This is a genomic window from Nonomuraea sp. NPDC052129 (assembly GCF_040680095.1).
GTDB lineage: Bacteria > Actinomycetota > Actinomycetes > Streptosporangiales > Streptosporangiaceae > Nonomuraea.
Window position 1 is genome coordinate 16702 of record NZ_JBFAVX010000012.1, and the last position, 22685, is coordinate 39386.

General features: G+C 69.2%; 21 protein-coding genes. 9 read left to right on the forward strand and 12 right to left on the reverse strand.

All coding sequences use genetic code 11. The features are described from left to right. Positions 1-15: 15 nt before the first annotated feature. Positions 16-792 (forward strand): hypothetical protein, encoded by a 777-nt coding sequence (locus tag AB0L53_RS25815; RefSeq protein ID WP_363998574.1) that lies wholly within the window; start codon positions 16-18, stop codon positions 790-792. A gap of 6 nt (positions 793-798) precedes the next feature. Here the strand turns inward: AB0L53_RS25815 and AB0L53_RS25820 are convergent, their stop codons facing one another. Both AB0L53_RS25820 and sigJ read right to left on the reverse strand, forming a co-directional pair. After that, entirely contained in the window at positions 799-1617 is an 819-nt protein-coding gene (locus AB0L53_RS25820; RefSeq protein ID WP_363998576.1) for an NAD(P)H-binding protein, read from the reverse strand. Further along, positions 1614-2507 carry an RNA polymerase sigma factor SigJ gene (gene sigJ, locus AB0L53_RS25825; protein ID WP_363998579.1) on the reverse strand — a complete coding sequence of 298 codons (894 nt, stop codon included), beginning with the start codon at positions 2505-2507 and terminating at the stop codon, positions 1614-1616. Before sigJ ends, AB0L53_RS25820 begins: the two co-directional genes overlap by 4 nt. Before the next feature lie 194 nt (positions 2508-2701). On the opposite strand from sigJ, the gene AB0L53_RS25830 reads away from it, so the two are divergent. Both AB0L53_RS25830 and AB0L53_RS25835 read left to right on the forward strand, forming a co-directional pair. After that, a complete protein-coding gene (locus tag AB0L53_RS25830) occupies positions 2702-3301 on the forward strand; it encodes a dihydrofolate reductase family protein (RefSeq protein ID WP_363998582.1) in 600 nt (199 codons plus the stop codon). Positions 3302-3348: 47 nt separating this feature from the next. Further along, positions 3349-3486, forward strand: a complete 138-nt coding sequence (locus AB0L53_RS25835) for a hypothetical protein (RefSeq protein WP_363998584.1) — start codon at positions 3349-3351, stop codon at positions 3484-3486. 473 nt (positions 3487-3959) lie between these two features. Here the strand turns inward: AB0L53_RS25835 and AB0L53_RS25840 are convergent, their stop codons facing one another. The 3 genes from AB0L53_RS25840 to AB0L53_RS25850 all read right to left on the reverse strand — a co-directional run bounded on the left by AB0L53_RS25840 (position 3960) and on the right by AB0L53_RS25850 (position 5489). Next, a complete protein-coding gene (locus tag AB0L53_RS25840; RefSeq protein WP_363998587.1) occupies positions 3960-4424 on the reverse strand; it encodes a YdeI/OmpD-associated family protein in 465 nt (154 codons plus the stop codon). Positions 4425-4596: 172 nt separating this feature from the next. Beyond that, positions 4597-5010, reverse strand: a complete 414-nt coding sequence (locus AB0L53_RS25845) for a VOC family protein (protein ID WP_363998590.1) — start codon at positions 5008-5010, stop codon at positions 4597-4599. A 104-nt stretch (positions 5011-5114) separates the two neighbouring features. Further along, positions 5115-5489: a glyoxalase gene (locus AB0L53_RS25850; RefSeq protein ID WP_363998593.1), complete on the reverse strand. Its 375-nt coding sequence runs from the start codon at positions 5487-5489 to the stop codon at positions 5115-5117. A 135-nt stretch (positions 5490-5624) separates the two neighbouring features. On the opposite strand from AB0L53_RS25850, the gene AB0L53_RS25855 reads away from it, so the two are divergent. Then, entirely contained in the window at positions 5625-6608 is a 984-nt protein-coding gene (locus tag AB0L53_RS25855) for a helix-turn-helix domain-containing protein (RefSeq protein ID WP_363998596.1), read from the forward strand. A 61-nt stretch (positions 6609-6669) separates the two neighbouring features. On the opposite strand, the gene AB0L53_RS25860 is transcribed toward AB0L53_RS25855, so the two are convergent. Then, complete coding sequence (locus AB0L53_RS25860) at positions 6670-7146, reverse strand: hypothetical protein (RefSeq protein ID WP_357942444.1); 477 nt, start codon at positions 7144-7146, stop codon at positions 6670-6672. A gap of 11 nt (positions 7147-7157) precedes the next feature. Beyond that, positions 7158-8606: an XRE family transcriptional regulator gene (locus tag AB0L53_RS25865; RefSeq protein ID WP_363998599.1), complete on the reverse strand. Its 1449-nt coding sequence runs from the start codon at positions 8604-8606 to the stop codon at positions 7158-7160. 165 nt (positions 8607-8771) lie between these two features. Between AB0L53_RS25865 and AB0L53_RS25870 the strand changes: the two genes are divergently transcribed. Continuing rightward, positions 8772-9104, forward strand: a complete 333-nt coding sequence (locus tag AB0L53_RS25870; RefSeq protein ID WP_363998602.1) for a hypothetical protein — start codon at positions 8772-8774, stop codon at positions 9102-9104. Positions 9105-9501: 397 nt separating this feature from the next. Here the strand turns inward: AB0L53_RS25870 and AB0L53_RS25875 are convergent, their stop codons facing one another. The 4 genes from AB0L53_RS25875 to AB0L53_RS25890 form a co-directional block, all read right to left on the reverse strand. Beyond that, complete coding sequence (locus AB0L53_RS25875) at positions 9502-10497, reverse strand: LacI family DNA-binding transcriptional regulator (protein WP_363998605.1); 996 nt, start codon at positions 10495-10497, stop codon at positions 9502-9504. A gap of 169 nt (positions 10498-10666) precedes the next feature. Then, on the reverse strand, positions 10667-13522 hold the full coding sequence (locus AB0L53_RS25880) for a BTAD domain-containing putative transcriptional regulator (RefSeq protein WP_363998608.1): 2856 nt from the start codon (positions 13520-13522) through the stop codon (positions 10667-10669). An 87-nt stretch (positions 13523-13609) separates the two neighbouring features. Beyond that, positions 13610-14500, reverse strand: coding sequence for a serine/threonine-protein kinase (locus AB0L53_RS25885; protein WP_363998611.1), 891 nt, complete (start codon positions 14498-14500; stop codon positions 13610-13612). A gap of 43 nt (positions 14501-14543) precedes the next feature. After that, the gene (locus tag AB0L53_RS25890; protein ID WP_363998614.1) at positions 14544-16292 is read right to left on the reverse strand and encodes an N-6 DNA methylase; all 1749 of its coding nucleotides are present in this window, start codon (positions 16290-16292) and stop codon (positions 14544-14546) included. Between the two features lie 76 nt (positions 16293-16368). Here AB0L53_RS25890 and AB0L53_RS25895 point away from each other — a divergent pair, with 76 nt between their 5' ends. From AB0L53_RS25895 to icmF, 3 genes are all read left to right on the forward strand, one after another. Beyond that, the gene (locus tag AB0L53_RS25895) at positions 16369-17139 is read left to right on the forward strand and encodes a protein phosphatase 2C domain-containing protein (RefSeq protein ID WP_225290266.1); all 771 of its coding nucleotides are present in this window, start codon (positions 16369-16371) and stop codon (positions 17137-17139) included. Positions 17140-17330: 191 nt separating this feature from the next. Then, positions 17331-18209, forward strand: coding sequence for a CHAP domain-containing protein (locus tag AB0L53_RS25900; RefSeq protein ID WP_363998618.1), 879 nt, complete (start codon positions 17331-17333; stop codon positions 18207-18209). Positions 18210-18350: 141 nt separating this feature from the next. Continuing rightward, positions 18351-21581 (forward strand): fused isobutyryl-CoA mutase/GTPase IcmF, encoded by a 3231-nt coding sequence (gene icmF / locus AB0L53_RS25905; protein WP_363998621.1) that lies wholly within the window; start codon positions 18351-18353, stop codon positions 21579-21581. 55 nt (positions 21582-21636) lie between these two features. On the opposite strand, the gene AB0L53_RS25910 is transcribed toward icmF, so the two are convergent. Beyond that, positions 21637-21948, reverse strand: a complete 312-nt coding sequence (locus tag AB0L53_RS25910; RefSeq protein WP_363998624.1) for a hypothetical protein — start codon at positions 21946-21948, stop codon at positions 21637-21639. A gap of 146 nt (positions 21949-22094) precedes the next feature. On the opposite strand from AB0L53_RS25910, the gene tpx reads away from it, so the two are divergent. After that, on the forward strand, positions 22095-22595 hold the full coding sequence (tpx, locus tag AB0L53_RS25915; RefSeq protein ID WP_363998627.1) for a thiol peroxidase: 501 nt from the start codon (positions 22095-22097) through the stop codon (positions 22593-22595). Positions 22596-22685 lie beyond the last annotated feature (90 nt).

Consider the following 22685-nt stretch of genomic DNA (forward strand, 5'->3'; position numbering starts at 1 on the left):
ACGCAGGGGGAACGCATGCGAAGAACGTCGATGCACATCGGTGCACTGGCGCTGGCGAGCACGATGGCCGTGGCCTCGGTCTCACCAGCGGCCTGGGCGGAGGCGAAGCGCGCCACGGCGGCGGTGAGCGCCGACCGTACCGTATGGCTGAACCCCGGTCAGACGTTGAGGGCCGGCGACTCCGTACGCTCATCCGACGGCGCCTATCTCCTGCAGCAGCAGGAGGACGGCAACCTGGTCCTGTACCGGGGCAAGACGCCGCTGTGGAGCAGCCAGACCGGCGACAGTCCCGGCGCGTTCGCCGCCATGCAGAGCGACGGCAATCTGGTCGTCTACCGGGGGAGGACGCCCCTGTGGGCGTCCAACACCGGAGACAGTCCAGGTGCCCGCCTCGCGGTGCAGGACGACGGCAACCTGGTGATCTACGACGGCAAGACGCCGGTGTGGAACCGCCATGCCACGATCAGCGTGCTCGCACCGGGCTACGCGCTCAAGCCGAACCAGTACGTCCGCTCCCGCAACGGCGACTACCAGCTCGTCCAGCAGGAGGACGGCAATCTGGTGCTCTACCGCGCCCGCCGGGCCCTGTGGAGCTCCAAGACGGGAGGCAACCCCGGGGCCGTCACCCAGATGCAGAAAGACGGAAATCTGGTCGTCTACCTGGGCAAGACGCCGCTGTGGAACTCCGAGACCGGCAAGAACCCCGGGGCGCGACTCGAAATGCAGGATGACGGCAATGTCGTCATCTACGACGGCAGAACGCCGCTCTGGTCTACGAAGACGGGCCGGTAGCCCGGATCACCGCCGGAAAGCGTCGGCGTTGTCAGCGACCCACTCGGCGTAGGTGCGCGGGGGGCGGCCGAGGATCCGCTCCACCTCGCCCGTGATCGGTACGGGCTTCCCGATGCTGTCCGCGAAGTAGCTCAGCAAGGAGTCGGCCTGCTCCCTGGGCACTCCGTGCGCCACCATCGCCTGCGCGGCCATCTCCGGGCTGATCTCCTCGTACCGCAGCGGCCGGCCCACCACCGAGCCAATGATCTCCACCTGCTCCGCGAAGGACAGCCCCTGCGGCCCGGTCAGCGTCGGCGCCTGGCCCAGCAGTTCGTCGCCGAGCAGTGCCCGTAGGGCGACGGCGGCGATGTCCGCCTCGTGGATCGGCGAGGTACGGGCCTGGGCGTACGGTCCGCGGACCACGTCTCCGGCCTGGAGCTGGGGCGTCCAGCGCAAGGAGTTCGCGGCGAAGGCGCCGGGGCGCAGATGCGTCCATTCCGGGACGGCGGCCTCCACCGCCGCCTCAAGCTCCCGGTGGATCGCGGCGTTGCTGCCCTCCTCCGGGTTCTGCTCCTCGGCGACGACCAGGGCCGAGACGGTGACGACCCGCCGTACCTCGGCCGTCCTGGCCGCCTCCAGCAGGGCGACGGAGCCGCCCGAGATGTTCAGGACGAGGGCGGTCACGCCGTCGAAGTCGGGCTTGGCGCTGTCGCAGGCCTCGACTCCCTCAGGGAAGCGGGCCGTCTCGGGGGTACGGGTCAGGGCGCGTACCTTCACACCCTTGGCTGCCAGCTCGGCGACGAGCGGACGGCCGATGTTGCCGGTGGCTCCGGATACCAGAATCATGCGGTTCCTCTTTCCAGGTGGGAGAGTTTGTCGGGGTTGGTCACGGCGTAGATGCCGCATACCTCAGTCCCGTCGGGGACGAGGTCGAGAACGATGACCGCGAACGTGGTGTCACCGGACAGCAGCAGCGCCGACGGATCGCCGTTGACCGTCCGGAAGCGGATGTTGAGATCATCGACAGGATGCCGGGTCGCGTTGCCGACGATCAGACGGGCGATCTTGTCCCGCCCGTGGAGCGGCCGCAGCCCGGCGGCCCGTGCCTTGCCCCCGCCGTCGGCCCACATGACCACGTCCGGCGCCAGGACCCGCATGAGCGCGTCGAGGTCACCGCCGGCCACGGCCGCGATGAACCGCTCCGTCACTTCCTGGCGGATCCGCGGGTCGGCCTGGTAACGCGGGCGGCGGGCGTGCACATGTTCGCGGGCGCGGTGAGCGAGCTGGCGGATCGCCGTCGGGCTGCGGTTCAGGATGCCGGCGATCTCGGTGTGGGCGTACCCGAATACCTCATTCAGGACGAACACCGCCCGCTCCAGCGGGGTGAGCGTCTCCAGCACCACGAGCAGCGCCATCGACACCGACTCGGCCCGCACCGCCGGATCCACGGCATCCGGCTGCTGGGTGATGAGCGGTTCGGGCAACCAAGGGCCGACGTAGTCCTCCCGGCGCCGGCTGATGCTCTCCTGCCGGGCCAGCGCCCGATTGACGGCGATCCGCACCAGGTACGCGCGCGGATTGAGGATCTCCTCGCCCGCCTCGCTCCTGGGCGCCCAGGCCAGCCAGGTCTCCTGCAGCACGTCCTCGGTGTCGGCAACGCTGCCCAGCATGTTGTAGACGATCGAGAACAGCAGCTCGCGATAACCTGTGAAGACGCTTGTCGCCTGTTCGCTCATTGTGCGCTCCTCCCTTCCGGGCCACGGGGTCATCAATGGAGAGCCGCGCCGCACCCTGGAGTGTGACCCGTTCCCCGCGAATGTGACCGGCATCTCACTGGAAGAATTTCGCCCGGCATGTACAGAACACGCGGACGGCTCCGACTCCCTCATGAGCGGCGCGAGACGAGCGCCGGAATGTGGGAGGCAGTGAGATGAGCAAGGTCACCTGTGACATCGCGATGTCCCTCGACGGCTTCGTAGCAGGGCCGAACCAGAGCCTGGAGAAACCGCTCGGCGAGGGCGCGGAGGAGCGCCTGCACCGGTGGATGTTCGACGAGCCCGAGGCCCACGCGGCCGTGATCGAGGGCATCACCGCGGCGGGGGCCTTCATCATGGGCCGCAACATGTTCGGCCCGAGTCGGGACGCCTGGGACATGGACTGGAAGGGCTGGTGGGGCGATGAGCCGCCGTACCACGCACCGGTCTTCGTCCTCACCCACCACCCGCGCGAGCCGTTGCCGATGCAGGGCGGCACGGTGTTCAACTTCGTCACTGAGGGGATCGAGGCGGCCCTGGCGCAGGCCCGCGAGGCCGCCGGAGACCGCGACGTGGCCATCGCGGGCGGCGCGCAGACGGTGAATCAGTACCTGGCAGCGGGGCTCATCGACGAGCTGCGCCTGCACGTCGCGCCGGTGATCCTCGGCAGGGGAGAGCGGCTGTTCGACGGCGTCGGGGACACCAACCTCGAACCGGCCGGCGAGGTGTCGGGCACCGGTCTGGTCACACACCTGACATATCGCGTGCTCCGGTAGCGGCGGAACTTGCATCCGGTACTTAGGTCCAGGTTTACCGTCGAGGTATGACACACCAGGACATAGCCCTTGGCCAGCAGTGGGTCCCCTCGGAGTGCACCCTGCCCACCGCCGAGCAGCCGCTGCGGGTGGCCGAGTTCGACGCGTTGTTCGCGGAGGTCGTGCGGGCAGTCTCGTCGGCGTGAACCCGCAGGTGGCTGGACGACCGATCATGAGAGGCTTTTTCGACGGCGACAGCACGGGCCGGGGCGTGGTGGCTGACGGGGGGCACGTATGTCGCATGAGATTCAGGAGCCGTTCCTGCTCACTGGGTCGGTCGCAGGGCGTGCCGGGGTCAACCACCAGACCCTGCGCACCGGGGAGCGAGGTGCGCAAGGCGGTCGCCGTCGAAATGGTGGCGGCGGGGGTTGAGCAGCAACCGAGCGGCCAGTTGCGGGCCCGGCTGGTCGTGAGGGTCCGGGACGAGACGACGAAGCGACGCCTCCACCGAGACCACCCAGCTCTACACCCTCCTCGCCGACGAAGTCGCCGACGCCGAGATCCGCGCCGCGCGGCACGCTGACTGGGTCGAAGACAACAACCACCCACATCGGAAAGACCAGTCACGATTAGCAACGCCCGCCGAGCTCACTAACGTGACTGGCCGCTTGGTTGCTGCTCAAGCCCCGAGGGTGGAAATGGCCTTCTCGATACGCCGCCGACGTGTCTCGGGCTTCTTCGCGGTCTCGATCGCACGCACGTGCTCGCGCTTGTGGCTGTACGCGAGATCGTCGTACGCGGCGCGGGCGACGGGGTCCTCGTCCAGGGCGCGGGCGAAGTCCTCTGGCTCGACAACGACGCGCGGCTCGGTGTCGAGCTCCAGTTCGACCTCGACCTCGTCGCCGATCGCAACACCCGCGGCCCGCCGGTTGGCATTGCTGAGGCCGAGCAAGTGGCGGCCGCGCAGGAGGGCGACCCGGCTCTTCCAGGAATGCCCGTTGACTGTGATCGTCACCGGCGGCCGCGTGCCCCCACCGAGCGCTGCTACCACCTCGGACGGAACTTCTAGACCCCGCATGGGCTCAGGTGGCTCAACGTAGGCCCGAAACTTCATGATCTTCTCCTGTTCGTCCTGCCGGTTCACCGCGGATCCCGCCCGCCCGGCTCCGATCGCCGCTCCCGCTTCTCGCTCCCGGGGTTACAGCCGTCCGGGACGGTAGTGCTCCCCGCTTCCCCGCACCCGGGGGCACAGCCCGTCCGGGACGGCAGCGGCACGCGCCCCGCCGTCCCGGACGGCTGTGAGACAAAGATCGCGGCTACTCCGCGTAGGGCTGGTCGGTTCCTTGGACGCTGTAGCCGAGACTCCAGATATAGCCGTCCGGGTCCGCGAAGGAGCCGCCGTACCCACCCCAAGGCAGAGCGCCGGCGGGCTTGAGGACCGTGGCGCCGGCCTTCTCGGCCTCCGCCATGATCTCGTCGACCCGCGTCTCACTGCGGACGACGTAGGTCAGAACCAGTCCGCTGAAGCCGCTGCCTTCCTGGTCCGTGCCCACCTGGTCGGCCAGGCCTTTGCGGCCGTAGAAGCCGACGGGCGAGGCTCCGTCTGATTCGAAGAACACGGAGATGCCGTAGTCGTTCTGGATCTTCCAGCCGAGCCCCTCGGTGTAGAACTGCTTGGCCCGGTCCATGTCCCGGACGCCAAGAAGGATCGAGCTGACGTGTGCCTTCATGTCTTACTCCTTGTTATGTGGTGCTGGGTGATATGTGCAGGCAGGGCCCGGGACGTCACCCCGGCGCGTTTGTTCGCCGGTGAGACTGGTCGCGAGCGCGATGCTCACTGGTCCTGCAGGAGGCCGAGGTCGTTGCCGTCGGCATCGGCAATGGTGGCCACCAGGCGGCCGCCGCCGACGTCGGTGACGTCCTGCCGCAGAACGGCCCCGGTGGCGAGGAGGCGCCGCAGGGTCTGCTGGATGTTCTCGACCTTCCAGTAGCAGACTGGTCTCGCCACACCCTGCCGATGCCCGCGGGGGTTCAAGCCGATCTCCTGATCGCCGGTCCGGTAGCCGACGTAGTAGACCTCGTCCACGTAGGGCTCGACCCCGATGAGCGGGGTGAACACCTCTTTGGCCTTGGTTAGGTCACTGACCGGGTAGATGATCATCTTCGCGGTCGGCACGATGTCTCCGCTCTCCTTGTCGTCGTTGAACACTTGTCGCCGTGTGTGAACAACGGTATGGATCGCGGTGCGCCAGCGATGAGACCAGAACGCGCCACGAACGGATCCGAATCCGCCAATGCCGGCCCTAGGGTGCTAGGCGTGACAAAAGGGTCTATGCCCCCCCATGTGGTGCGTCTTGTCCTCGAAGCGGCGAGAACCGCAGGTGTCTCTGAGGAGGAGCTCAAGCGTCTCCCCGGAGTAGGTGTCCTCGACCAGGAGGGCATCCGCGTGCCGACGAAGATGCTGACGCGTGTCTGGGAGATCTCCTCCGCCGCATTCGCCGAGGCAGGGGGTGCCCCCCGGGTCGCCCGGCTGTGGACTCCCGGCCGGTTCCACGTCTGGGACTACGTCATCAAGTCCTCGACCGACCTGACCGAGGCATTCGAACTCGCGGCACAGCACATTCCCGCCATCACCGACCCCCACAGCGCGTTCATCGTCCAGCAAGACCCGGCGGGCCGCCTGACCGTTGCCACCCGGCCGGTCTCCACCTTCGGCCGCGTCGGCGAACTGATCGGCGAGTTCGTCCTGGGCCTGCTGATCCAGCAGGCCGGCACCGCGCTGGGCCGCCCAGTCACGCCCGTCGCCATCACCGTCGCCGGTGAGCCACCGCGATCGCGCAGCGATCTCCTCGACATGTACGGTACGACGGACGTCCAGTTCAACGCGCCGGTCTCATCGGTTGCCTTCTCCGCCCCCGACGCGACCGCGCCGCTGCCCGGCGCCGACCCCGCCCTGGCGGCCATCGTGCGTGACCATGCTGTCCATACGGTCGCCAACGCCAGGCTGATCCTGGGCTGGCTGGACAAGGTGCACGCCGAGATCGCCGCGAGCTTCGCAGACGGACCGCCGGCGCTCGACAGGGTCGCCAAGCGGATGGCCATGAGCTCCCGCACCTTTCAGCGCAGGCTGCACGAGGAGGGCACCAGCTGGCGCGAGGAGGTGGAGAAGGTCCGCGAGGCCGAGGCCACCCGCCTTCTCCGCGACACCGGACTCACCATCGACACGATCGCCGCCCGCGTCGGCTACATCGACGTGCGAGCGCTGCGCCGCGCCTTCCACCGCTGGTACGGCCGCACCCCCGCCGACTTCCGCCGCGAACGGAACTGACCCTTCGATGTGTTCACCTTCGTCACCGCCGGGACCGAGGCGGCTCCGGCCCACGCTCGCACTATTCCCGGGCCGCACCCTCTGGCCAGATCACGACCACCTTCACCCCGCGCGTCCTGGCCTCGGCGACCGCCTCAGCCGTCCCGCCTGCCCCGGTCCCCGGCCGGCCATCCCAGACGGCGACTATCTCGTCCACAGATCCGAGCATGGCTTCATTGGCCGCCTCGTACGCACCCCTGTTCGCGTGATCGAAATCCATGACGCGGACCAGCTTCGCGACGTCCATCAGCCGGTCGAACTGCTCGGCGTGGTCCGCCTTCACCTTGGCCTGTCGGTAATCGCGCGACGGGAGGACCACTTCGAGTGTCCCGCCAGCTGCCAAGACGGCGTCGGCGAACAGCGAGTCGGCGCCGCGAGCGATGCAGGACACGCCCGTCAGGTCGTCGCCCACCTGCGCGAGGTGCTCGCGAATCGCTGCGAACACGAGGGAACTCGTGCTTTCAGTCAGGTTCATGTGGCCGGTCACGCCGATCCGCATAGCCATACCCTTCACGTCAGGTGATCCCTAGCGGCCAGTGTGTCGCGGATCTGCTGGCTCAGGCCCGCCGCCGCAGGATCATCGCGAGTCTTGACCTCAAGGTAGAACTCGCGGAGTTGCACGCGCACTCGATCTGACTGGACCTGTCCGGCTGTATCCGTCGCGGCGCTGCCTACGGAGACGGCCTCATCGAGGTCCCCGTTGATCAGGTGCGCGAAAGCCAGCCCTACCTGATCGAGGGCGAGGCTGCGCATGCTCGAACGCTGGCGCAGTTGACAGGCTCGACTGATGTAGGTGAGGGCGTCGGCCGCATACTGGCTTTTCTGCTGGGACAGGTCCAGGTAGCGACCGCCGGTTACTCCGGCGAGTTCGGCAGCGTCAAAGTAGGCGATCCATTCCGGATCTGGGTCGTCCGATCGGATCTCTGTGAATGCGACTTCGGCGGCGTCGGTCGCACGACGGAAAGCCTCGGGCCTGCCCATCTTCGCGTACGCCCACGCCTCTCGCGTGTGCAGCATGGCGCGCAGTCGCGGTGTCGCAGTGGTACGAACACCGTCAAGCGCGAGACGCACCAGCTCAAGCGCATCCTGCGGCCGTTCGAGGTAGAGCAGTTGGCGGGCCATGGACGCGAGGATGCTCGCACCGAACGGCCGGTCCCCGGTCGGCTTAGCTGCCTGGAGGCCGAGCGTGTAGTACTTCTGGGCCGCGGTCTGCATACCGCAGTCCCAAGACATCGTCGCGGCGAGTTTCGAGAGTTGCGCCATCACGTGGAACAGCCGCAACGTGATCTCGCGCGGATGGTGGTCCCTAAGGAGGTCCGCAACTTCGTTCAGTTGGCCGACCACGGCCTTACGGGCGTGCCCGCCGCCGTGGGAGTCGTCCCAGGTGCGGAACATGTTGGTGCTCTTCTCAAGCTGTTCGACCTCGTCTGCGCCGATTCGCCCGCTCTGGGACGTCGTCACGGGCTCGCTCCCGGTCCTGGAAAGCCAGCGCTGCACGGGGTCCACAAGCGGGAGGCCCGCTGTTATCGCGAGTGCCTTTACGGCTTGGCGGCGGTCAAGCATGAGATCGCTTCTGGTGATGTCGTAGATAGCATCCGCTGTCGGTCCTGGTTCCCAAATCCAAGGTAGGGCAGGTGAGGTGACCGTCACGGCTCCAGAGTCGTTGTCGCTCTCGTCGAGCAGAACCAGCGGAGATTCCGGGGCCTCGAACAGCTTAGCTTCCGATATCTCGAACGCCCGGCAATAAACCATCGGGTACGGGTCTTTCGGCCGGTTCTTGCCCGCCTCGTGATCTTTGATTCGGCGGAGGACTGAGCCGAATTCGGGCAGCACAATGTCTTTGTCGGCCACTTGGAACATGTGCGCCGCCAGCTGCTTCTGGGACCAGCCCCGCATGCGTCGTTCGTTGCGAATGCGCGCCGCCCAAGGGGGCAGCCTGTCGTCTCCGACTTGGGTCATGCCATCGCACCTTCGTTGCAGAGGGTGACATGCTTGCCACTCTCAGTGTCCCTCAATCGCACCTATCGCAGAGGCTCAAAGCAGCGCTGTGATGAACACGTGCAACGGGACGCAACGGAGGACCGCAGCCTGATAGTCGATAAAGGCGGGTTGGTCGGAAAAGCAATGACCGACGACGAGCTAATCGCGCTCCATCGCGATGCCAGCCAGAGCGTCCGAGACGCCATGGCGCAGGCGGCGGTCCTGGAGGATTTGAGAGGCCGCCAGCTCTCGGTGTTGTGCAGCACCTATCCCGGGTGGGACATCGGCTTCGAGCGCGACCCGACCGGCCGGATGTGGTGGACAGCCGAGCTGCGCAAGGTGGTCACCGTCGAAATGGTGGCGGCGGGGGTTGTGCAGTGCGTCCGGCAGCCGGACGCGATCGCGCTCGCGGCGACGCTGGCTTGGCAGTCGGCTCTCGTGCACAACTGCCGAGCACACAACATGTTCGGCACATGAACTGCCCGGCCCGCCGCGTCGCCCCCGTCGTGGCGGGCCAGGTTGGTGGCCCCGTGACTCGTTGGTTCGCAGTCCCGAAGGCTGCGACCGGAGGAACGCTGCGGGGCCGCCTCCAATACGTCCGGTGGAGCGCAGTCTCCGGGCGAGGCGGGGCCGCGCTGAGCCGTCTAGCGCGGCCCCTGCCCCTCATCCGGGACATGGGTCATCAAAGTCCCTCCCGGAAGTGGTTAACCGCCGGGGGTGCGGGGGCCGGCAGGCCCCCGCCGAATGGCGAAGCCCCCAAGAAGACAGCCCGAGCGAAGAGCGAGGACCTTGCTGGTAAATGGGGGGCGTCAGCCCCCGGCAGCACAGCCCGAAGCCCAAAGCGCGAAGCGCCCCATAGGGGAGGTCATTGCCTTCAGGCGGATTCGCGGACGACCAGCTCAGTGGGCAGGATGATGGGTTCGGCGGAGCCGCCTGTGAACAAGCCCAGCAGCAATCGCACCATGGCTGCCGCCTGTTCGGGCACCGGGTGTCGCACCGTGGTCAGCGGGGGTTCGGTGTATTTGGCGGCCTCTATGTCGTCGAAGCCCACCACGGCCACGTCGTCCGGCACGCGTCGGCCGGCCAACCGGAGTGACTGTAGAGCGCCTACCGCCATCAGGTCGTTCGCCACGAAGACGGCGTCCAGACTTGGGTCGTCGCCCAGCAGTTGGCGCATGGCCACCGCGCCGGACTGCCGGGTGAAGTCGCCCACCGCGACGATGGAGCGGCGGTCGGAGTCGCGCAGGATGTTGCGGTAGCCCGTGAGGCGGTCCTGGCCGCCGATCATGTCCTGGGGGCCGGCGATCGTGGCGATTCTGCGTCTGCCCGCCTCGACCAGATGGCGGACCGCCGCCTCGGCGCCGCCGACGTTGTCGTTGTCGACGTACGGGATGTTGACGGGTACGGCGGGTCTGCCGTACGAGACGACCGGGACGCGCAGGCGGGACAGTGCGGTGGGGAGGGGGTCGGCGCCGTGCATGGAGATGAGCATGACGCCGTCCACGTGGCCGCCCGCGATGTAGCGCTCCACTCGCGCATGGCTCTTGGGGGAGGAGGCCAGCATGAGGACGACCTGCTTGTCGGCCGCCTCCAGCTCGACGCTGGCCGAGCGGATGGCCGTGGCGAACAGCGGGTCCTCGGAGAACACCCTGGTCGGCGGTTCGGAGACGACCAAGGCGACGGAGTCGGTGCGCTGGGTGACCAGGCTGCGCGCCGCCGGGTTGGGCAGGTAGCCCAGCTCGTCGATGGCGCGCAGGACGGCGTCGCGGATGTGCGGCGCCACCGTCGTCTGCCCGTTGACGACCCGGGACGCGGTGGCGCGCGAGACCCCCGCGCGGGCGGCGACCGCCTCCAACGTCGGCCGCCTCACGACCGCACCACCGTCTCGGCGCGGACGCCGACCGAATCCACGGTCGGCCGCACCGTCTCAGCGAGGAAGTTCGCCATGTGGGAGAGCACGGAAGGAATCTACAGGCCGTTCCTGCGGATCACGCCCCGCTACCACAGCGCACTGTCCTTGGGTACCCGAGCCGGCGCTTTCAGGCCGGGTCGTGGCGCAGGCGCTCGACCATCTCGGCCGCCCTCGCCCGCCAGATCGGCTCCTCGACCTGGTCGAGACAGAGCCGGAAGTAGTGCAGCGCCTCGTCGGGTCGGCCCTGCTTCAGGCTGACCTCGCCTCGCGCGTAGAACGTCATCCCCTGGCCGTGGCCGTCGCCCGCCTGAGCGAACATGGCCGCGCACCGGTCGAGCGTCGTGGCGGCGAGCTCGTACCGGCCCAGCTCGGAGTACGCCTGGCCGAGCCTGCGCAGCGCCATCCGCTCGCCGGTGCCCCAGCCCAGCTCGCGGCTGGCCTCGATGCTCGCCTCGTAGTGCCCGATCGCGGTCTCGACCTCGCCCAGCTCGAAGTGCGCGATGCCGAGCACGCGGCGGAACCTGATCGCGAAGTCGGCGAAGCGCGGGTCGGCCGCCAGCTCCAGGCCGCGCCGGCAGGTCGCTATCGCCAGGTCGTACTCGGACCGGTCGAGGTGGATCCCTGAGGTCGTGACCAGCGCGCTGATCAGCCCGTTGGTGTCCCCGTACGCCTCGAAGAGCGGCAAGGAGCGGGTGACGAGCGTGAGAGCGCTTTCGTGCCGGCCGGAGATCAGCTCGCAGATGGCCAGCGTGGCCAGCGCGTACGCGACCGCGTGCCGGTCGCCCGCGCCCTCGAAGTAGTCGATCAGCAGTCGCAGCTCGGGCTCGGCGAGCGCGGTCCGGCGGCGGTCGGTGAGGATGTCGGCCCTGACCAGGCGGATCAGCATGGTCGTATGGGTGTCGCCGGTCCGTTCGGCGACGTTCTCCAGCAGGCCGATCGCCTCGGCGAAGAAGCCGTGCGCCACGAGGAACGGCGCCAGCCGCTGGGCGAGTTCGGCGGCGGTGACGGGCTCGGCCAGTGCGACGGCGTCGGCCAGCGTCTTGCGCTCGGCGTGCAGCCACGCCCGCTGCCAGCCGCCGTCCACCCGCGCGGACTCCACGGGTGGCGGCACGCTGTCCATGGGCGGCCTCATGGGCGGGGGGTACTCCAGCGCCGCCGCGCGTAATCGGGCCAGGCACTCCTCGACGAACCCCAGGAGCGCGGCGGCCCGTCCGGCCGGGCTCTCCTCTGCCTCCGCGCGCTCGCGGGCGAAGGCGCGCAGCAGGTCGTGCATGCGGTAACGGGGCTGGCCGCTCTCGTCCACCTCGTTCGCCGTGACCAGCCCGGCCAGCGCCAGCGTCTCGACCGCGGATTCCGCCTCGCGCCGCGGTACGCCCATCAGCGCCGCCACGCTCCAGTCCGCGGCGCTCTCCAGCCCGGCCAGCCCCAGCAGGCGGAAGGCGCGGCGCGCGGGCGCGGACAGCACCTCGTAACTCGCCACGAAGTGGGCCCGCACGTTCTGGCCGCCGAGCGCCAGCTCGTCGAGCGGCGCTCCGGTGACGGCCAGTCGCGCGGCGAGGTCCCTCAGCGACCAGGCGGGCCTGGCGGCCAGGCGGGCGCCGGCGATCCTGACGGCCAGCGGCAGCCGCCCGCAGGCGTGCAGGATGGCTCGCGCCGCGTCGGGTTCGTCCCGTACGCGCGAGCCGCCCGCCACGCTCTCCAGCAGTTCCCGGGCCTCGCGCTCCGGTGGCACGCCCAGAGAGACCGCGACCGCGCCGGGCAGGGCGATGAGCGGACCCCTGCTCGTCACCAGTACGGCGCAGCGTGGCGTACCCGGGAGCAGTGGCGCCACCTGGAGCCCGTCGGCGGCGTCGTCGAGCACCACGAGCACGGCCTTGTCGGCGAGCAGCGACCGGTAGAGCGCGGCCCGCTCGGCCACCGTGTCGGGGATCGAGTCGCCCTCGACGCGCAAGGCCCGCAGCAACTCCGCCAGCAGCGCGCCGGGCTCCTGCGGCGCCGGCGAGGCGCCGGAGAGCCGCAGGTAGAGCTGGCCGTCGGGGAAGTCCTCGCGCAGCAGGTGCGCGGCATGTACGGCCAGGGTGCTCTTGCCGACTCCCGGAGGTCCCGTGACGGTGACGATCGGGAGGGCGGTGGGCGTGATCTCGGGCCGCAGGAGCGTGGTGATGGCGGTCAGTTCCTCGGACCGGCCCACGAAGTCGGCGATGTCGGCCGGCAGCTGGCAGATCGCGCCCCGCTGCTCCGGTCTGTTCGCGGACGGCGTGCCGGACAGGACGGCGGCCTGGAGCAGCCGCAGCTCGGGTCCTGGCTCGATGCCCAGCTCGGTGACCAGCGTCTCGCGGGCCTGCCGGTAGGTCTCCAGCGCCTCGGCCCGCCGGCCGGAGCGCGCCAGCGCCAGCATGAGCTGCTGCCAGGCCCGCTCGCGCAGTGGTTGCTCGGCCACGAACACGCGTAACGCGCCGATCACCTCATCGTGCATGCCCAGCTGGAGTCGCAGGTCGGCCCAGTCGGCGCGGACGTCGGCCAGCCGCTCCTCCAGCTCGGTCAGCCGGGGGGTCATGGCGTTGCCCAGCGAGGCGTCCTCGGCGGGCCGGCCGCGCCACAGGGCCAGGGCGTGTTCCAGCCGCCGGGCGGCCGACGCGGGGTCGGATTCGACCCGGGCCCGCCGTACCTCGTCCTCGAACAGGAGCAGGTCGAGCTCATCGGGCGCGGCCTCGAAGAGGTAGCCCGCGCCGCTGGTGTGCAGCCGGGCCTCCGGCTGCAGCGCCCTGCGCAACTGGGCCACGTACGTCTGGAGGTTGGCCACGGCGGACGGGGGCGGGTCGTCCCAGACGGCGGCTATGAGGCGGTCGCGGGAGACGGTCGTGTTGACGTTGAGCAGCACGGTGGCCAGGACGGCGCGCTGCCTGCCGCTCAGACGGATGTGGCGCCCGGTCGCGTGACGTGCGCGAACGGGACCGAGGACGCCGAAGATGGCATCAGCCAACGGGCTCCGCTCCCTGCTGTAACCATTTTGTGGCGATTGTATGGGGACTTAACAGATTTGTTCCCATGAACGAGCAGAGGATTTCGGCTAGCCACTAAGGACGCGGCCGACCATCCGCGCGTACATCCGGCCCGGACTCGGCGACCTGGCCAGGAAGCCGGGCAGCATCGGCAGCCCGACGGCGAACGGTTCCAGCCGCTCGTACAGCGTGTCGGCGTCGGCGGGACGGTTGCCCGGCGTCTTCTCCAGCAGCCCGGCCAGGAGCGCGCCCAGCGCGTCCGGCAGGCCCGGGATCGCGGGCGGCCGCTCCTTGACCTGCTTCTCGAAGACCACGTAGTCGGTCGGCCCGGTGAACAGCTGCCGCCCCGTCAGCATCTCGTGCAGCACACAGCCGAGCGCGTAGAGGTCGCTGCGCGGCTCGGCGACCCCGTGCTGGATCTGCTCGGGAGCCATGTACGCGGGCGTGCCGAGTATCTGGCCGATCCTGGTGAACGTGGTGACGTCGGCGTCGCGCAGCAGGGCCAGGCCGAAGTCGAGCACCTTCACGCTGCCGTCGGGGCAGAGCATCAGGTTGGTCGGCTTGAGGTCACGATGGCAGATCGACAGGGCGTGGGCGGCCGACAGGACCGCGCACGCCTGTGCCGCGATGGCGGCGGCCCACGGCACGGGCAGCGGGCCGTGCTCGCTGACCACGTCGGCCACCGTGACGCCCTCGATGAACTGCATCACCTGGTAGAGACGCTGTTCGTGGGCGCCGAAGTCGTAGAGCACCGGCGCGCCCGGATGCTCCAGCCGGGCCAGGATGCGGGCTTCGCGGATGAAGCGGCGTTCGAGCTCCTCGTCGGGGCCGCCCGGCAGGTGGAGCAGCTTCACCGCCACCCGGCGATCGAGATGACGATCATGACCCGCGTAGACGGCGCCCATGCCGCCCTGGCCAAGCGGGAGATGGTCGAGCACATAGCGGTCACCGATGACCATTTGCCCCTCCCAGCCCCGCCTTTTCCCGGAAAAAGCTACACCGTCAGGACTGCGGACGCAGGTGGCCGTCGGTCAGGCCGTCGAGGCCGAGGCGGATCAGCGCCTGGCCGAGGGCCGAGGTCTCGCGCAAGGCGTCTTCGAGCACGGCCAGCTGCCGGAAGGCTTCGCCGTAGGACTTCTGGTCCTTGAGCGACAGGCGGGGCAGGCGGGTGCGGCGCACGTCGAAGCGGCTGGAGCCGGTGGTCGCGCGCCCGCCGGCCGCCCGCAGGTGGCCGGCCAGGAAATCGGGGTCGAGCCGGCGCGCGTCGACCCGGTAGAGCGTCAGATGCGGGCCGAGCACGCAGCCGCCCTCGGTCATCACCCGCACGCTGGAATAGGACGCCACCACGTCGCCCGGCTGGATCGGGACGAGCCCCTGCTGCGCCGGAGCCCGGCCGGAGGCGGCGCCACCGCCGGTCACGTCGTCGGCGGTGAGCATCGGCAGGTCGCCGCCGCCGGTCGCCATCTTGGGCGGCGCCTGCAGCGTGGTCAGCAGACCCTCCTTGATCAGGTCGCCGACCGTGGTGACGGGCTGGTCGAGCGGCTCGTCGAGCACCTTGAGATCGGGCGGGGTGGCCGCCGCGGCCAGGAACCGGTCGCGCGCCTCGGTGAAGGCCCGGCCGAGGTCGTCGCGGCGCTGGTGGCGGGCCGGGGTCATGTCCACCTCATCGGCCAGCAGGTCGATGATGCGTACGGTCTGGTCGGAACGCTCGTCGAGGTAGGCCCGCCACGCGGGATCGACGATGGACAGATCGGCCGTGGCGTCGACGATCAGCACGTCGGACGGCGGGCGCTCGCCCGCGGCCGGGCGGCGCAGCAGCCACAGGTCGGAGCCCGTCAGCGCGATCACGGCGCGCAGGGCGCCGGCGCGCAGCAGGTTGGCCCGGATCCGCCGCCCCGCCTTGCGGCTGGCCGCGGCCGGGGGCATCAGCACGGCCACCATGCCGCCGGGCCTGACATGGGTGAGGCAGTGCTGGACCCAGGCCAGCTCCGGCTCCCCGCGCGGCGGCAGGCCGTACTCCCATCGGGGGTCGCCGGTCAGCTCCTCGTAGCCCCAGGCCCGCTCGTTGAACGGCGGGTCGCAGACGACCGCGTCGGCCTTCACGCCGGCGAAGCCGTCGTGGCGCATCGAGTCGCCGGGCACGACCTCCGCCTCGGCGCCGCGCAGCCGCAGCCGCGCGGCGGTGATGATCGCCGAGGTCTCGCTGAGGTCCTGGCCGAGCACCTTGACCGCGCCGGAGTTGAGCAGGAGCGTGCCGACGCCGCAGGCGGGGTCGAGGATCGTCGCGTCGTCGGTGCGGACCAGCCCGACCATCAGCTCGGCCACGTCGTCACGCGTGACGGACAGCTGCCTGGAGTGCGCCTCCAGGTAGCGCTCACAGAGGAATTCGTAGGCGGTGAGCGGATCGTGCTGCTCGGCCAGCTCGGACACCAGCCCGGCCAGCTCGGGCTCCAGCTTGCTATCGCCCGTGGTCAGCAGCACACCGGCCTGCGCGACCAACTCGCCCAGCCGCAAATCGCCGGCGGCTTTCAGGCGTTGCCACACGCGATCACCCAGCGAGACCTGGTAGGACTTCCCATAGCGCCGCAACCATGACTCGACCTGGCGCAGCGAGAACAACGGTTGATTGGCGGTGCCGCCGATGGGCAGTGGGAAGTCGTCGTGGCGGCGGCGCCAGTTGCTCACCGCGGCCCGCCCGACACCGGCGAGCCGGGCTATGTCCCCGGCGTTCACGGTCGGGTCGTGGGTCATGGAGCCCACAGTAGTTCACAAGAGTCTTCAGTGCATCTGCTTGTGAAGTCTTTCAACCAATGATTTACTGCTGGGTATGAAGCACAACATCCGCTATGCCGCCGGATCAGACGTGGGCCGCCGCAGGGAGCAGAACGAGGATTCCGGCTACGCGAGTGGCCGATTGCTCGTGGTGGCCGACGGGATGGGCGGACACGCGGCCGGCGAGCTGGCGAGCTCGGCCGCGATCGCGGTCATGCGCGAGCTGGATGCCACGCTTCCCGAGACGGGCTCGGACCTGGAGGCGGCCCTGGAGGGCGCCGTGCACGAGGCGGCCCGCAGGCTGGTGGAGCTGGCCGACATCGACCCCGCGCGCAGGGGGATGGGGACCACCGTGACCGCCATGCTGTGGGACGGTTACCGGTTCGCCCTTGCTCATCTTGGTGACTCCCGCGGATACCTGCTGCGCGATGGTGCTCTCTACCAGATGACCAAGGATCACACACTTGTGCAGTCCATGGTGGACGAAGGACGGATAACAGAGGATCAAGCGGCCGTGCACCCGCGCCGGTCGATGGTGCTGCGCGTGCTGGGCAGCGAGGGCAGGGCGGAGCCCGACATGGCGCTGCGCGAGTCCGAGCCGGATGATCGCTACCTCCTCTGTTCGGACGGGCTGACGACCGTGCTCGGGCCCGAGGTCCTGCACGAGGTGCTGACCACGGTGACAGACCCGGCGGCGGCCGTCCAGCGGTTGATCGACCTGGCCAACGAGGGCGGCTCACCCGACAACGTGACCGTGATCGTCGCCGACGTGGTGGCGCCGGGCGCGGGCGACGAGCAGATCTTCCGGGTGGGCGCGGGGGCCTGAAAACGATCTCACCTTGGTACGGAGCCTCAGGAGTCACACCAGCCACATAGCCGAAATTTCGGCTCATAGGTTGACACTTTCCCATTGTTCGGCGCGCAAGCGGGATGCCGCTATTACAGTCCATCCTGATCTGCCGGTTTTTCTGGGAGGAGTGGGCTCTGGACCCGATCGCGGAAAATCTGCTGAAAGAGGTGCGTGGGGAAGTCGGCTACCGCGAGAAGGGCGGCCAGCTCACCAAGTTCGGGCAGTGGTACGCGGATCGCGTCAAGGACCCGCAATACCGGGACGCGCCGTGGTGCGACATGTTCATCGCCTGGGCGGCCGACAAGGCCGGGGTCGGTGACTACGTCGGCCAGTTCGCCTGGACCCCCTCGCACGCGTCCTGGTTCATGAAGCAGCGCGCCTGGTCCCAGCAGCCCGAGCCCGGAGCCCTTGTCTTCTTCGACTGGGGCGGCGGCAAGAGCTACAAGGGCATCGACCACGTCGGCATCGTCGAGCGGGTCGACGGCAAGAAGATCCACACGATCGAGGCCAACGTCGACCACGTCTGGCTCAAGCGAAAGTTCCGTGACACGGACAAGGTCGTGGGCTACGGCTTACCCCGCCTGGTGAAGGCCAACGCCACGCTGAACGAGATCCGGACCACCGAGCAGCCGCTGGCCCGCCAGCCGGAGCCGGTGTCGCAGGGATCGCCGATGGACGTCCTGGGGTCCCCGCTGGCCCTGCTCACCATGATGGTGCTCACCACTGTCGTGGTCTCCTTCCGCCTCGCGGGCCGCCGTCGCGGCAGCCACACCAAGGTGGAGACGCGCGCCGCCGCCGTCGAGAAGAAGACCATCGAGAAGAAGACCATCGAGAAGAAGGCCATCGAGAAGAAGACCGTCGGGAAGAAGACCGGCGAGAAGAAGACCGTCGGGAAGAAGACGAGGTCCGCCAGCTACGCGGAGGCACCGCCCGAGCCGGTCCGGGTGGGTGGTCCGCCCGACCCGGACGCGACTCCCGCTCCGGCCAGAACACTCGTGGCCGCCCACCGATCCACCACCCGCCGCAATCCGTACGAGCGGCCCTGACCAGCACAAGCCGCTGACAACCTCCCGAAACCAGAACCCGGCCCTGTTCGCATGCCGGATCGCTACCCGCCTGAAACCTTGGGATTTAGTAGGACGTCCTAGTATCTTGTAATAGGACCCCTCACAAAGGAGTGATCAGGCGTGCACGTTCCGGCGAACCCTGTCCGTTTCGTGACCGCCGCGGCGCTGTACGACGGCCATGACGCGGCGATCAACATCATGCGGCGGATCCTCCAGTCGCAGGGGGCGGAGGTCATCCATCTCGGGCACAACCGATCGGTGGACGAGATCGTCACCGCCGCCGTCCAGGAGGATGTCCAGGGTGTGGCGATCAGCTCCTACCAGGGCGGTCACGTGGAGTTCTTCACCTACCTGGTGGATCTGCTGCGCGAGCGCGGCGCCGGGCACGTGAAGGTCTACGGCGGTGGCGGTGGCGTCATCGTCCAGGACGAGATCGACCTGCTGCACTCCCGTGGCGTCACCCGCATCTTCTCGCCGGAGGACGGCCAGCGGTACGGCCTGCCCGGCATGATCAACAAGCTGATCGAGGAGTGCGACGTCGAGCTGGACGGCGTTCCCTCGGCCGAGGCCGTCGGCTCCGGCGACCAGGCGGCCCTGGCCAGGGCGATCACCCTGATCGAGTCGGGCCGCGCCCCGGCCGAGCTCCTGGACGGCCTGCGCGCCGCTCCCGGCTCGGGCGACAACCGCGCTCCCGTGCTCGGCATCACCGGTACGGGCGGTTCCGGGAAGTCCTCGCTCACCGACGAGCTCGTACACCGCTTGCGCGTGGACAACGACGACAAGCTGCGCGTCGCCATCATCGCGATCGACCCGACCCGCAGGCGCGGCGGGGGAGCGCTGCTCGGCGACCGCATCCGGATGAACAGCCTCGGCCCCCAGACCTACTTCCGCTCGCTGGCCACGAGGGGCGCCGCCAACGAGGTCCCCGTCTGCCTCGACGACGTGATCGCCGCCTGCCGGGCCGCCGGATACGACCTGGTCATCGTGGAGACCCCGGGCATCGGGCAGGGCGACGCCGGGATCGTGCCGCATGTGGACGTGCCCATCTATGTCATGACCCCGGAGTTCGGCGCGGCCTCCCAGCTGGAGAAGATCGACATGCTCGACTTCGCCGAGGCCGTCGTGATCAACAAGTACGAGCGGCGCGGCGCCGAGGACGCCCTGCGCGACGTCCGCCGCCAGATGGTGCGTAACCGCGCGGCCTTCGGGGTGGCGCCCGACGACATGCCGGTGTTCGGCACGATCGCCGCCCGCTACAACGACGCCGGTGTCACGGCGCTCTATCACCACCTGAAGGCGCAGCTGGCGGACAAGGGCCTACGGGCCGGGCCGGGCCTGCTGGCACCGGTGCGCGGCCGTACGTCCCAGGTGGCCGCCGCGATCGTCCCCCCGGCGCGCGTCCGCTACCTGGCCGAGATCGCCGAGACCGTCCGCGACTACCACGCGGAGACGCTCGCCCAGGCGGAGGTGGCCCGTCGCCGCCAGCAGCTCACGGCCGTCCAGGCACTCCTGGGCAGTGGCGCAGAGGGCGCGGCCGACGACAGGCTGGCCGAGCTCGCAGCCGGGGCCGAGCGGGAGCTGAGCGACGAGAGCCGCGCGCTCCTCGACGACTGGCCCGCCACCAGGGAGCAGTACTCCGCCGACGAGCTGGTCGTGAAGGTACGCGACCGGGAGATCCACACCCCCCTCTGGCGCGAGACCCTCTCGGGCAACCGCATCCCCCGCGTGGCCCTGCCCCGCTACACCGACCACGGCGAGCTCCTCAGGTTCCTGCGCGGCGAGAACCTGCCGGGCCGGTTCCCGTTCACCGCCGGGGTGTTCGCGTTCAAGCGGGACGACGAGGACCCCACCAGGATGTTCGCCGGAGAGGGCGACCCGTTCCGCACCAACAGGCGCTTCAAGCTGCTGTCCGAGGGCCAGCCCGCGACCAGGCTGTCCACCGCGTTCGACTCGGTGACCCTGTACGGCCACGACCCGGATCTGCGGCCCGACATCTACGGCAAGGTGGGCACGTCCGGCGTGTCCATCGCGACGCTGGACGACATGAAGGTGCTCTACGACGGGTTCGACCTGACGAGCCCCAGCACCTCGGTGTCGATGACGATCAACGGCCCGGCTCCGACGATCCTCGCCTTCTTCCTCAACGCCGCGATCGACCAGACCCTCGACCGGTTCGAGGCCGAACACGGGCGCCGGCCGTCCGCGGAGGAGGAGCGCGAGCTGCGCGCACGGACCCTCGCCACCGTCAGGGGGACCGTGCAGGCGGACATCCTCAAGGAGGACCAGGGCCAGAACACCTGCATCTTCTCCACGGAGTTCTCGCTGCGGATGATGGCCGACATCCAGCAGTGGTTCACCCTGAACAGCGTCCGCAACTTCTACTCGGTGTCGATCTCCGGCTACCACATCGCCGAGGCCGGGGCCAATCCGATCAGCCAGCTCGCCTTCACCCTGGCCAACGGCTTCACCTATGTGGAGGCGTACCTGGCGAGGGGGATGCGGATCGACGACTTCGCGCCGAACCTGTCGTTCTTCTTCTCCAACGGCATGGACCCCGAGTACAGCGTGCTCGGGCGGGTGGCCCGCCGCGTCTGGGCGGTCGCGATGCGGGAGAAGTACGGCGCGGCGGAGCGCTCGCAGAAGCTGAAGTACCACATCCAGACCTCGGGCCGGTCCCTGCACGCCCAGGAGATGGACTTCAACGACATCCGCACCACGCTGCAGGCGCTGATCGCCATCTACGACAACTGCAACAGCCTGCACACCAACGCCTTCGACGAGGCCGTGACCACGCCGTCGGCCGACTCGGTGCGCCGGGCGATGGCGATCCAGCTCATCATCAACCGCGAATGGGGCCTGGCCCGCAACGAGAACCCGCTCCAAGGCTCGTTCATCATCGACGAGCTCACCGACCTGGTGGAGGAGGCGGTGCTGCAGGAGTTCGAGCGGCTGTCGGACCGGGGCGGCGTGCTGGGCGCCATGGAGACCGGCTACCAGCGGGGCAGGATCCAGGACGAGTCGATGCTGTACGAGTCGCGCAAGCACGACGGCTCGCTGCCCATCATCGGTGTCAACACCTTCCGCAACCCGCGCGGCGACGAGCCCCACGAGAAGAAGGTGGAGCTCGCCAGGGGGACCGAGGAGGAGAAGCGGTCCCAGCTCGACCGCCTGCACGCCTTCCATGACCGCAACCGGGCCGAGGCCCCCGTGGCGCTGGCCCGGTTGCGGGACGTCGCCATGACCGATGGCAACGCCTTCGAGGTGTTGATGGAGGCGGCCCGCGTCTGCTCGCTCGGCCAGATCACGGACGCGCTGTTCGAGGCCGGGGGACAGTACCGCCGCAACGTCTGAACCGGCCCAACGTTCTGAACCGGCCCAACGTTCTGAACCGGCGCACCGTGCTGAGTCAGCAGTACTTGGCGCCGTCGAACGTGCGGACGCCCCTGGGCACCGTGCTCCAGATGGTCCCCTTCGGGGCCACGGAGTGGCAGCCGCCATCGGAGCCGTGCGCCCAGACGATCTTCATGTTCATCCAGCGGCCGCACCCGTTGTAGGCGTAACCGGTCTTGTGGACAGTGCCGGTCTTCTGCCAGACGCTCACGCAGGACGGGACCTTGCCCAGCGCGCTGGCCTGTGCGGGGGCGGCGGCCACCAGGCCGGCGGACGCGGCTCCGGCGATGACCAGGGCGGCGACCGACTTGCGGAGGGTGATGTTCATTGTCGTGTTCCTCTCTCGATGTGCTCGATGTGCTCGATGAGAGGAAGGTAGGTCCGCGGGTGTTGAGGATCTGTTGAGGTTCTGTGGGGTCCCGTGGGCGTCGATAGGATTGCGGGTCGGGGCACTATCGCTAACTGGAGGTATTCATGTCTGACGTCACTTTCAAGGGCAATCCGGTCACCGTGGGCGGGACGTTTCTGAAGCCCGGCGACCAGGCGCCCGCGTTCCAGCTGGTGGGCGGGGATCTCGCTGACACCACGCTGGCCGGGTTCGGCTCCGCGACCAAGGTGCTCAACATCTTCCCGAGCCTCGACACGGGCGTCTGCGCCGCCTCGGTGCGCCGCTTCAACGAGGTGGCCGCCGGACACCCCGGCGTCGCGGTGCTGTGCGTCTCGGCCGACCTGCCGTTCGCGCAGAAGCGGTTCTGCGCCGCCGAGGGGCTCGACAACGTGACCATGCTGTCGCTCATGCGGGGCCGCGAGTTCCTGCGCGACTACGGCGTGGCGCAGGAGAGCGGGCCGCTGGCCGGGCTGGCCGCCCGCGCGGTGGTCGTGCTCGACGGCGACAACCGCGTCATCTACTCCGAGCTGGTGCCCGAGATCACCCAGGAGCCGGACTACGAGGGCGCGCTGGGCGCACTCAAGTAGGCCGACCAGGCCGTCCGCCGGGCCGCCCCGGCGCTCGATCAGGCCGTCCGCCGGGCCGCCCTGGCGCTCGATCAGGCCGTACGCGGGGTC

What these genes read in the sequence shown, in the direction of transcription:
- AB0L53_RS25835 (WP_363998584.1), top strand. Translation starts at nt 3,349, where the DNA reads ATGACACACCAGGACATAGCCCTTGGCCAGCAGTGGGTCCCCTCGGAG.
- AB0L53_RS25815 (WP_363998574.1), top strand. Translation starts at nt 16, where the DNA reads ATGCGAAGAACGTCGATGCACATCGGTGCACTGGCGCTGGCGAGCACG.
- AB0L53_RS25860 (WP_357942444.1), bottom strand. Translation starts at nt 7,146, where the DNA reads ATGCGGATCGGCGTGACCGGCCACATGAACCTGACTGAAAGCACGAGT.
- tpx (WP_363998627.1), top strand. Translation starts at nt 22,095, where the DNA reads ATGTCTGACGTCACTTTCAAGGGCAATCCGGTCACCGTGGGCGGGACG.
- AB0L53_RS25830 (WP_363998582.1), top strand. Translation starts at nt 2,702, where the DNA reads ATGAGCAAGGTCACCTGTGACATCGCGATGTCCCTCGACGGCTTCGTA.
- AB0L53_RS25865 (WP_363998599.1), bottom strand. Translation starts at nt 8,606, where the DNA reads ATGACCCAAGTCGGAGACGACAGGCTGCCCCCTTGGGCGGCGCGCATT.
- sigJ (WP_363998579.1), bottom strand. Translation starts at nt 2,507, where the DNA reads ATGAGCGAACAGGCGACAAGCGTCTTCACAGGTTATCGCGAGCTGCTG.
- AB0L53_RS25890 (WP_363998614.1), bottom strand. Translation starts at nt 16,292, where the DNA reads ATGACCCACGACCCGACCGTGAACGCCGGGGACATAGCCCGGCTCGCC.
- AB0L53_RS25845 (WP_363998590.1), bottom strand. Translation starts at nt 5,010, where the DNA reads ATGAAGGCACACGTCAGCTCGATCCTTCTTGGCGTCCGGGACATGGAC.
- AB0L53_RS25820 (WP_363998576.1), bottom strand. Translation starts at nt 1,617, where the DNA reads ATGATTCTGGTATCCGGAGCCACCGGCAACATCGGCCGTCCGCTCGTC.
- AB0L53_RS25910 (WP_363998624.1), bottom strand. Translation starts at nt 21,948, where the DNA reads ATGAACATCACCCTCCGCAAGTCGGTCGCCGCCCTGGTCATCGCCGGA.
- AB0L53_RS25895 (WP_225290266.1), top strand. Translation starts at nt 16,369, where the DNA reads ATGAAGCACAACATCCGCTATGCCGCCGGATCAGACGTGGGCCGCCGC.
- AB0L53_RS25870 (WP_363998602.1), top strand. Translation starts at nt 8,772, where the DNA reads ATGACCGACGACGAGCTAATCGCGCTCCATCGCGATGCCAGCCAGAGC.
- AB0L53_RS25885 (WP_363998611.1), bottom strand. Translation starts at nt 14,500, where the DNA reads ATGGTCATCGGTGACCGCTATGTGCTCGACCATCTCCCGCTTGGCCAG.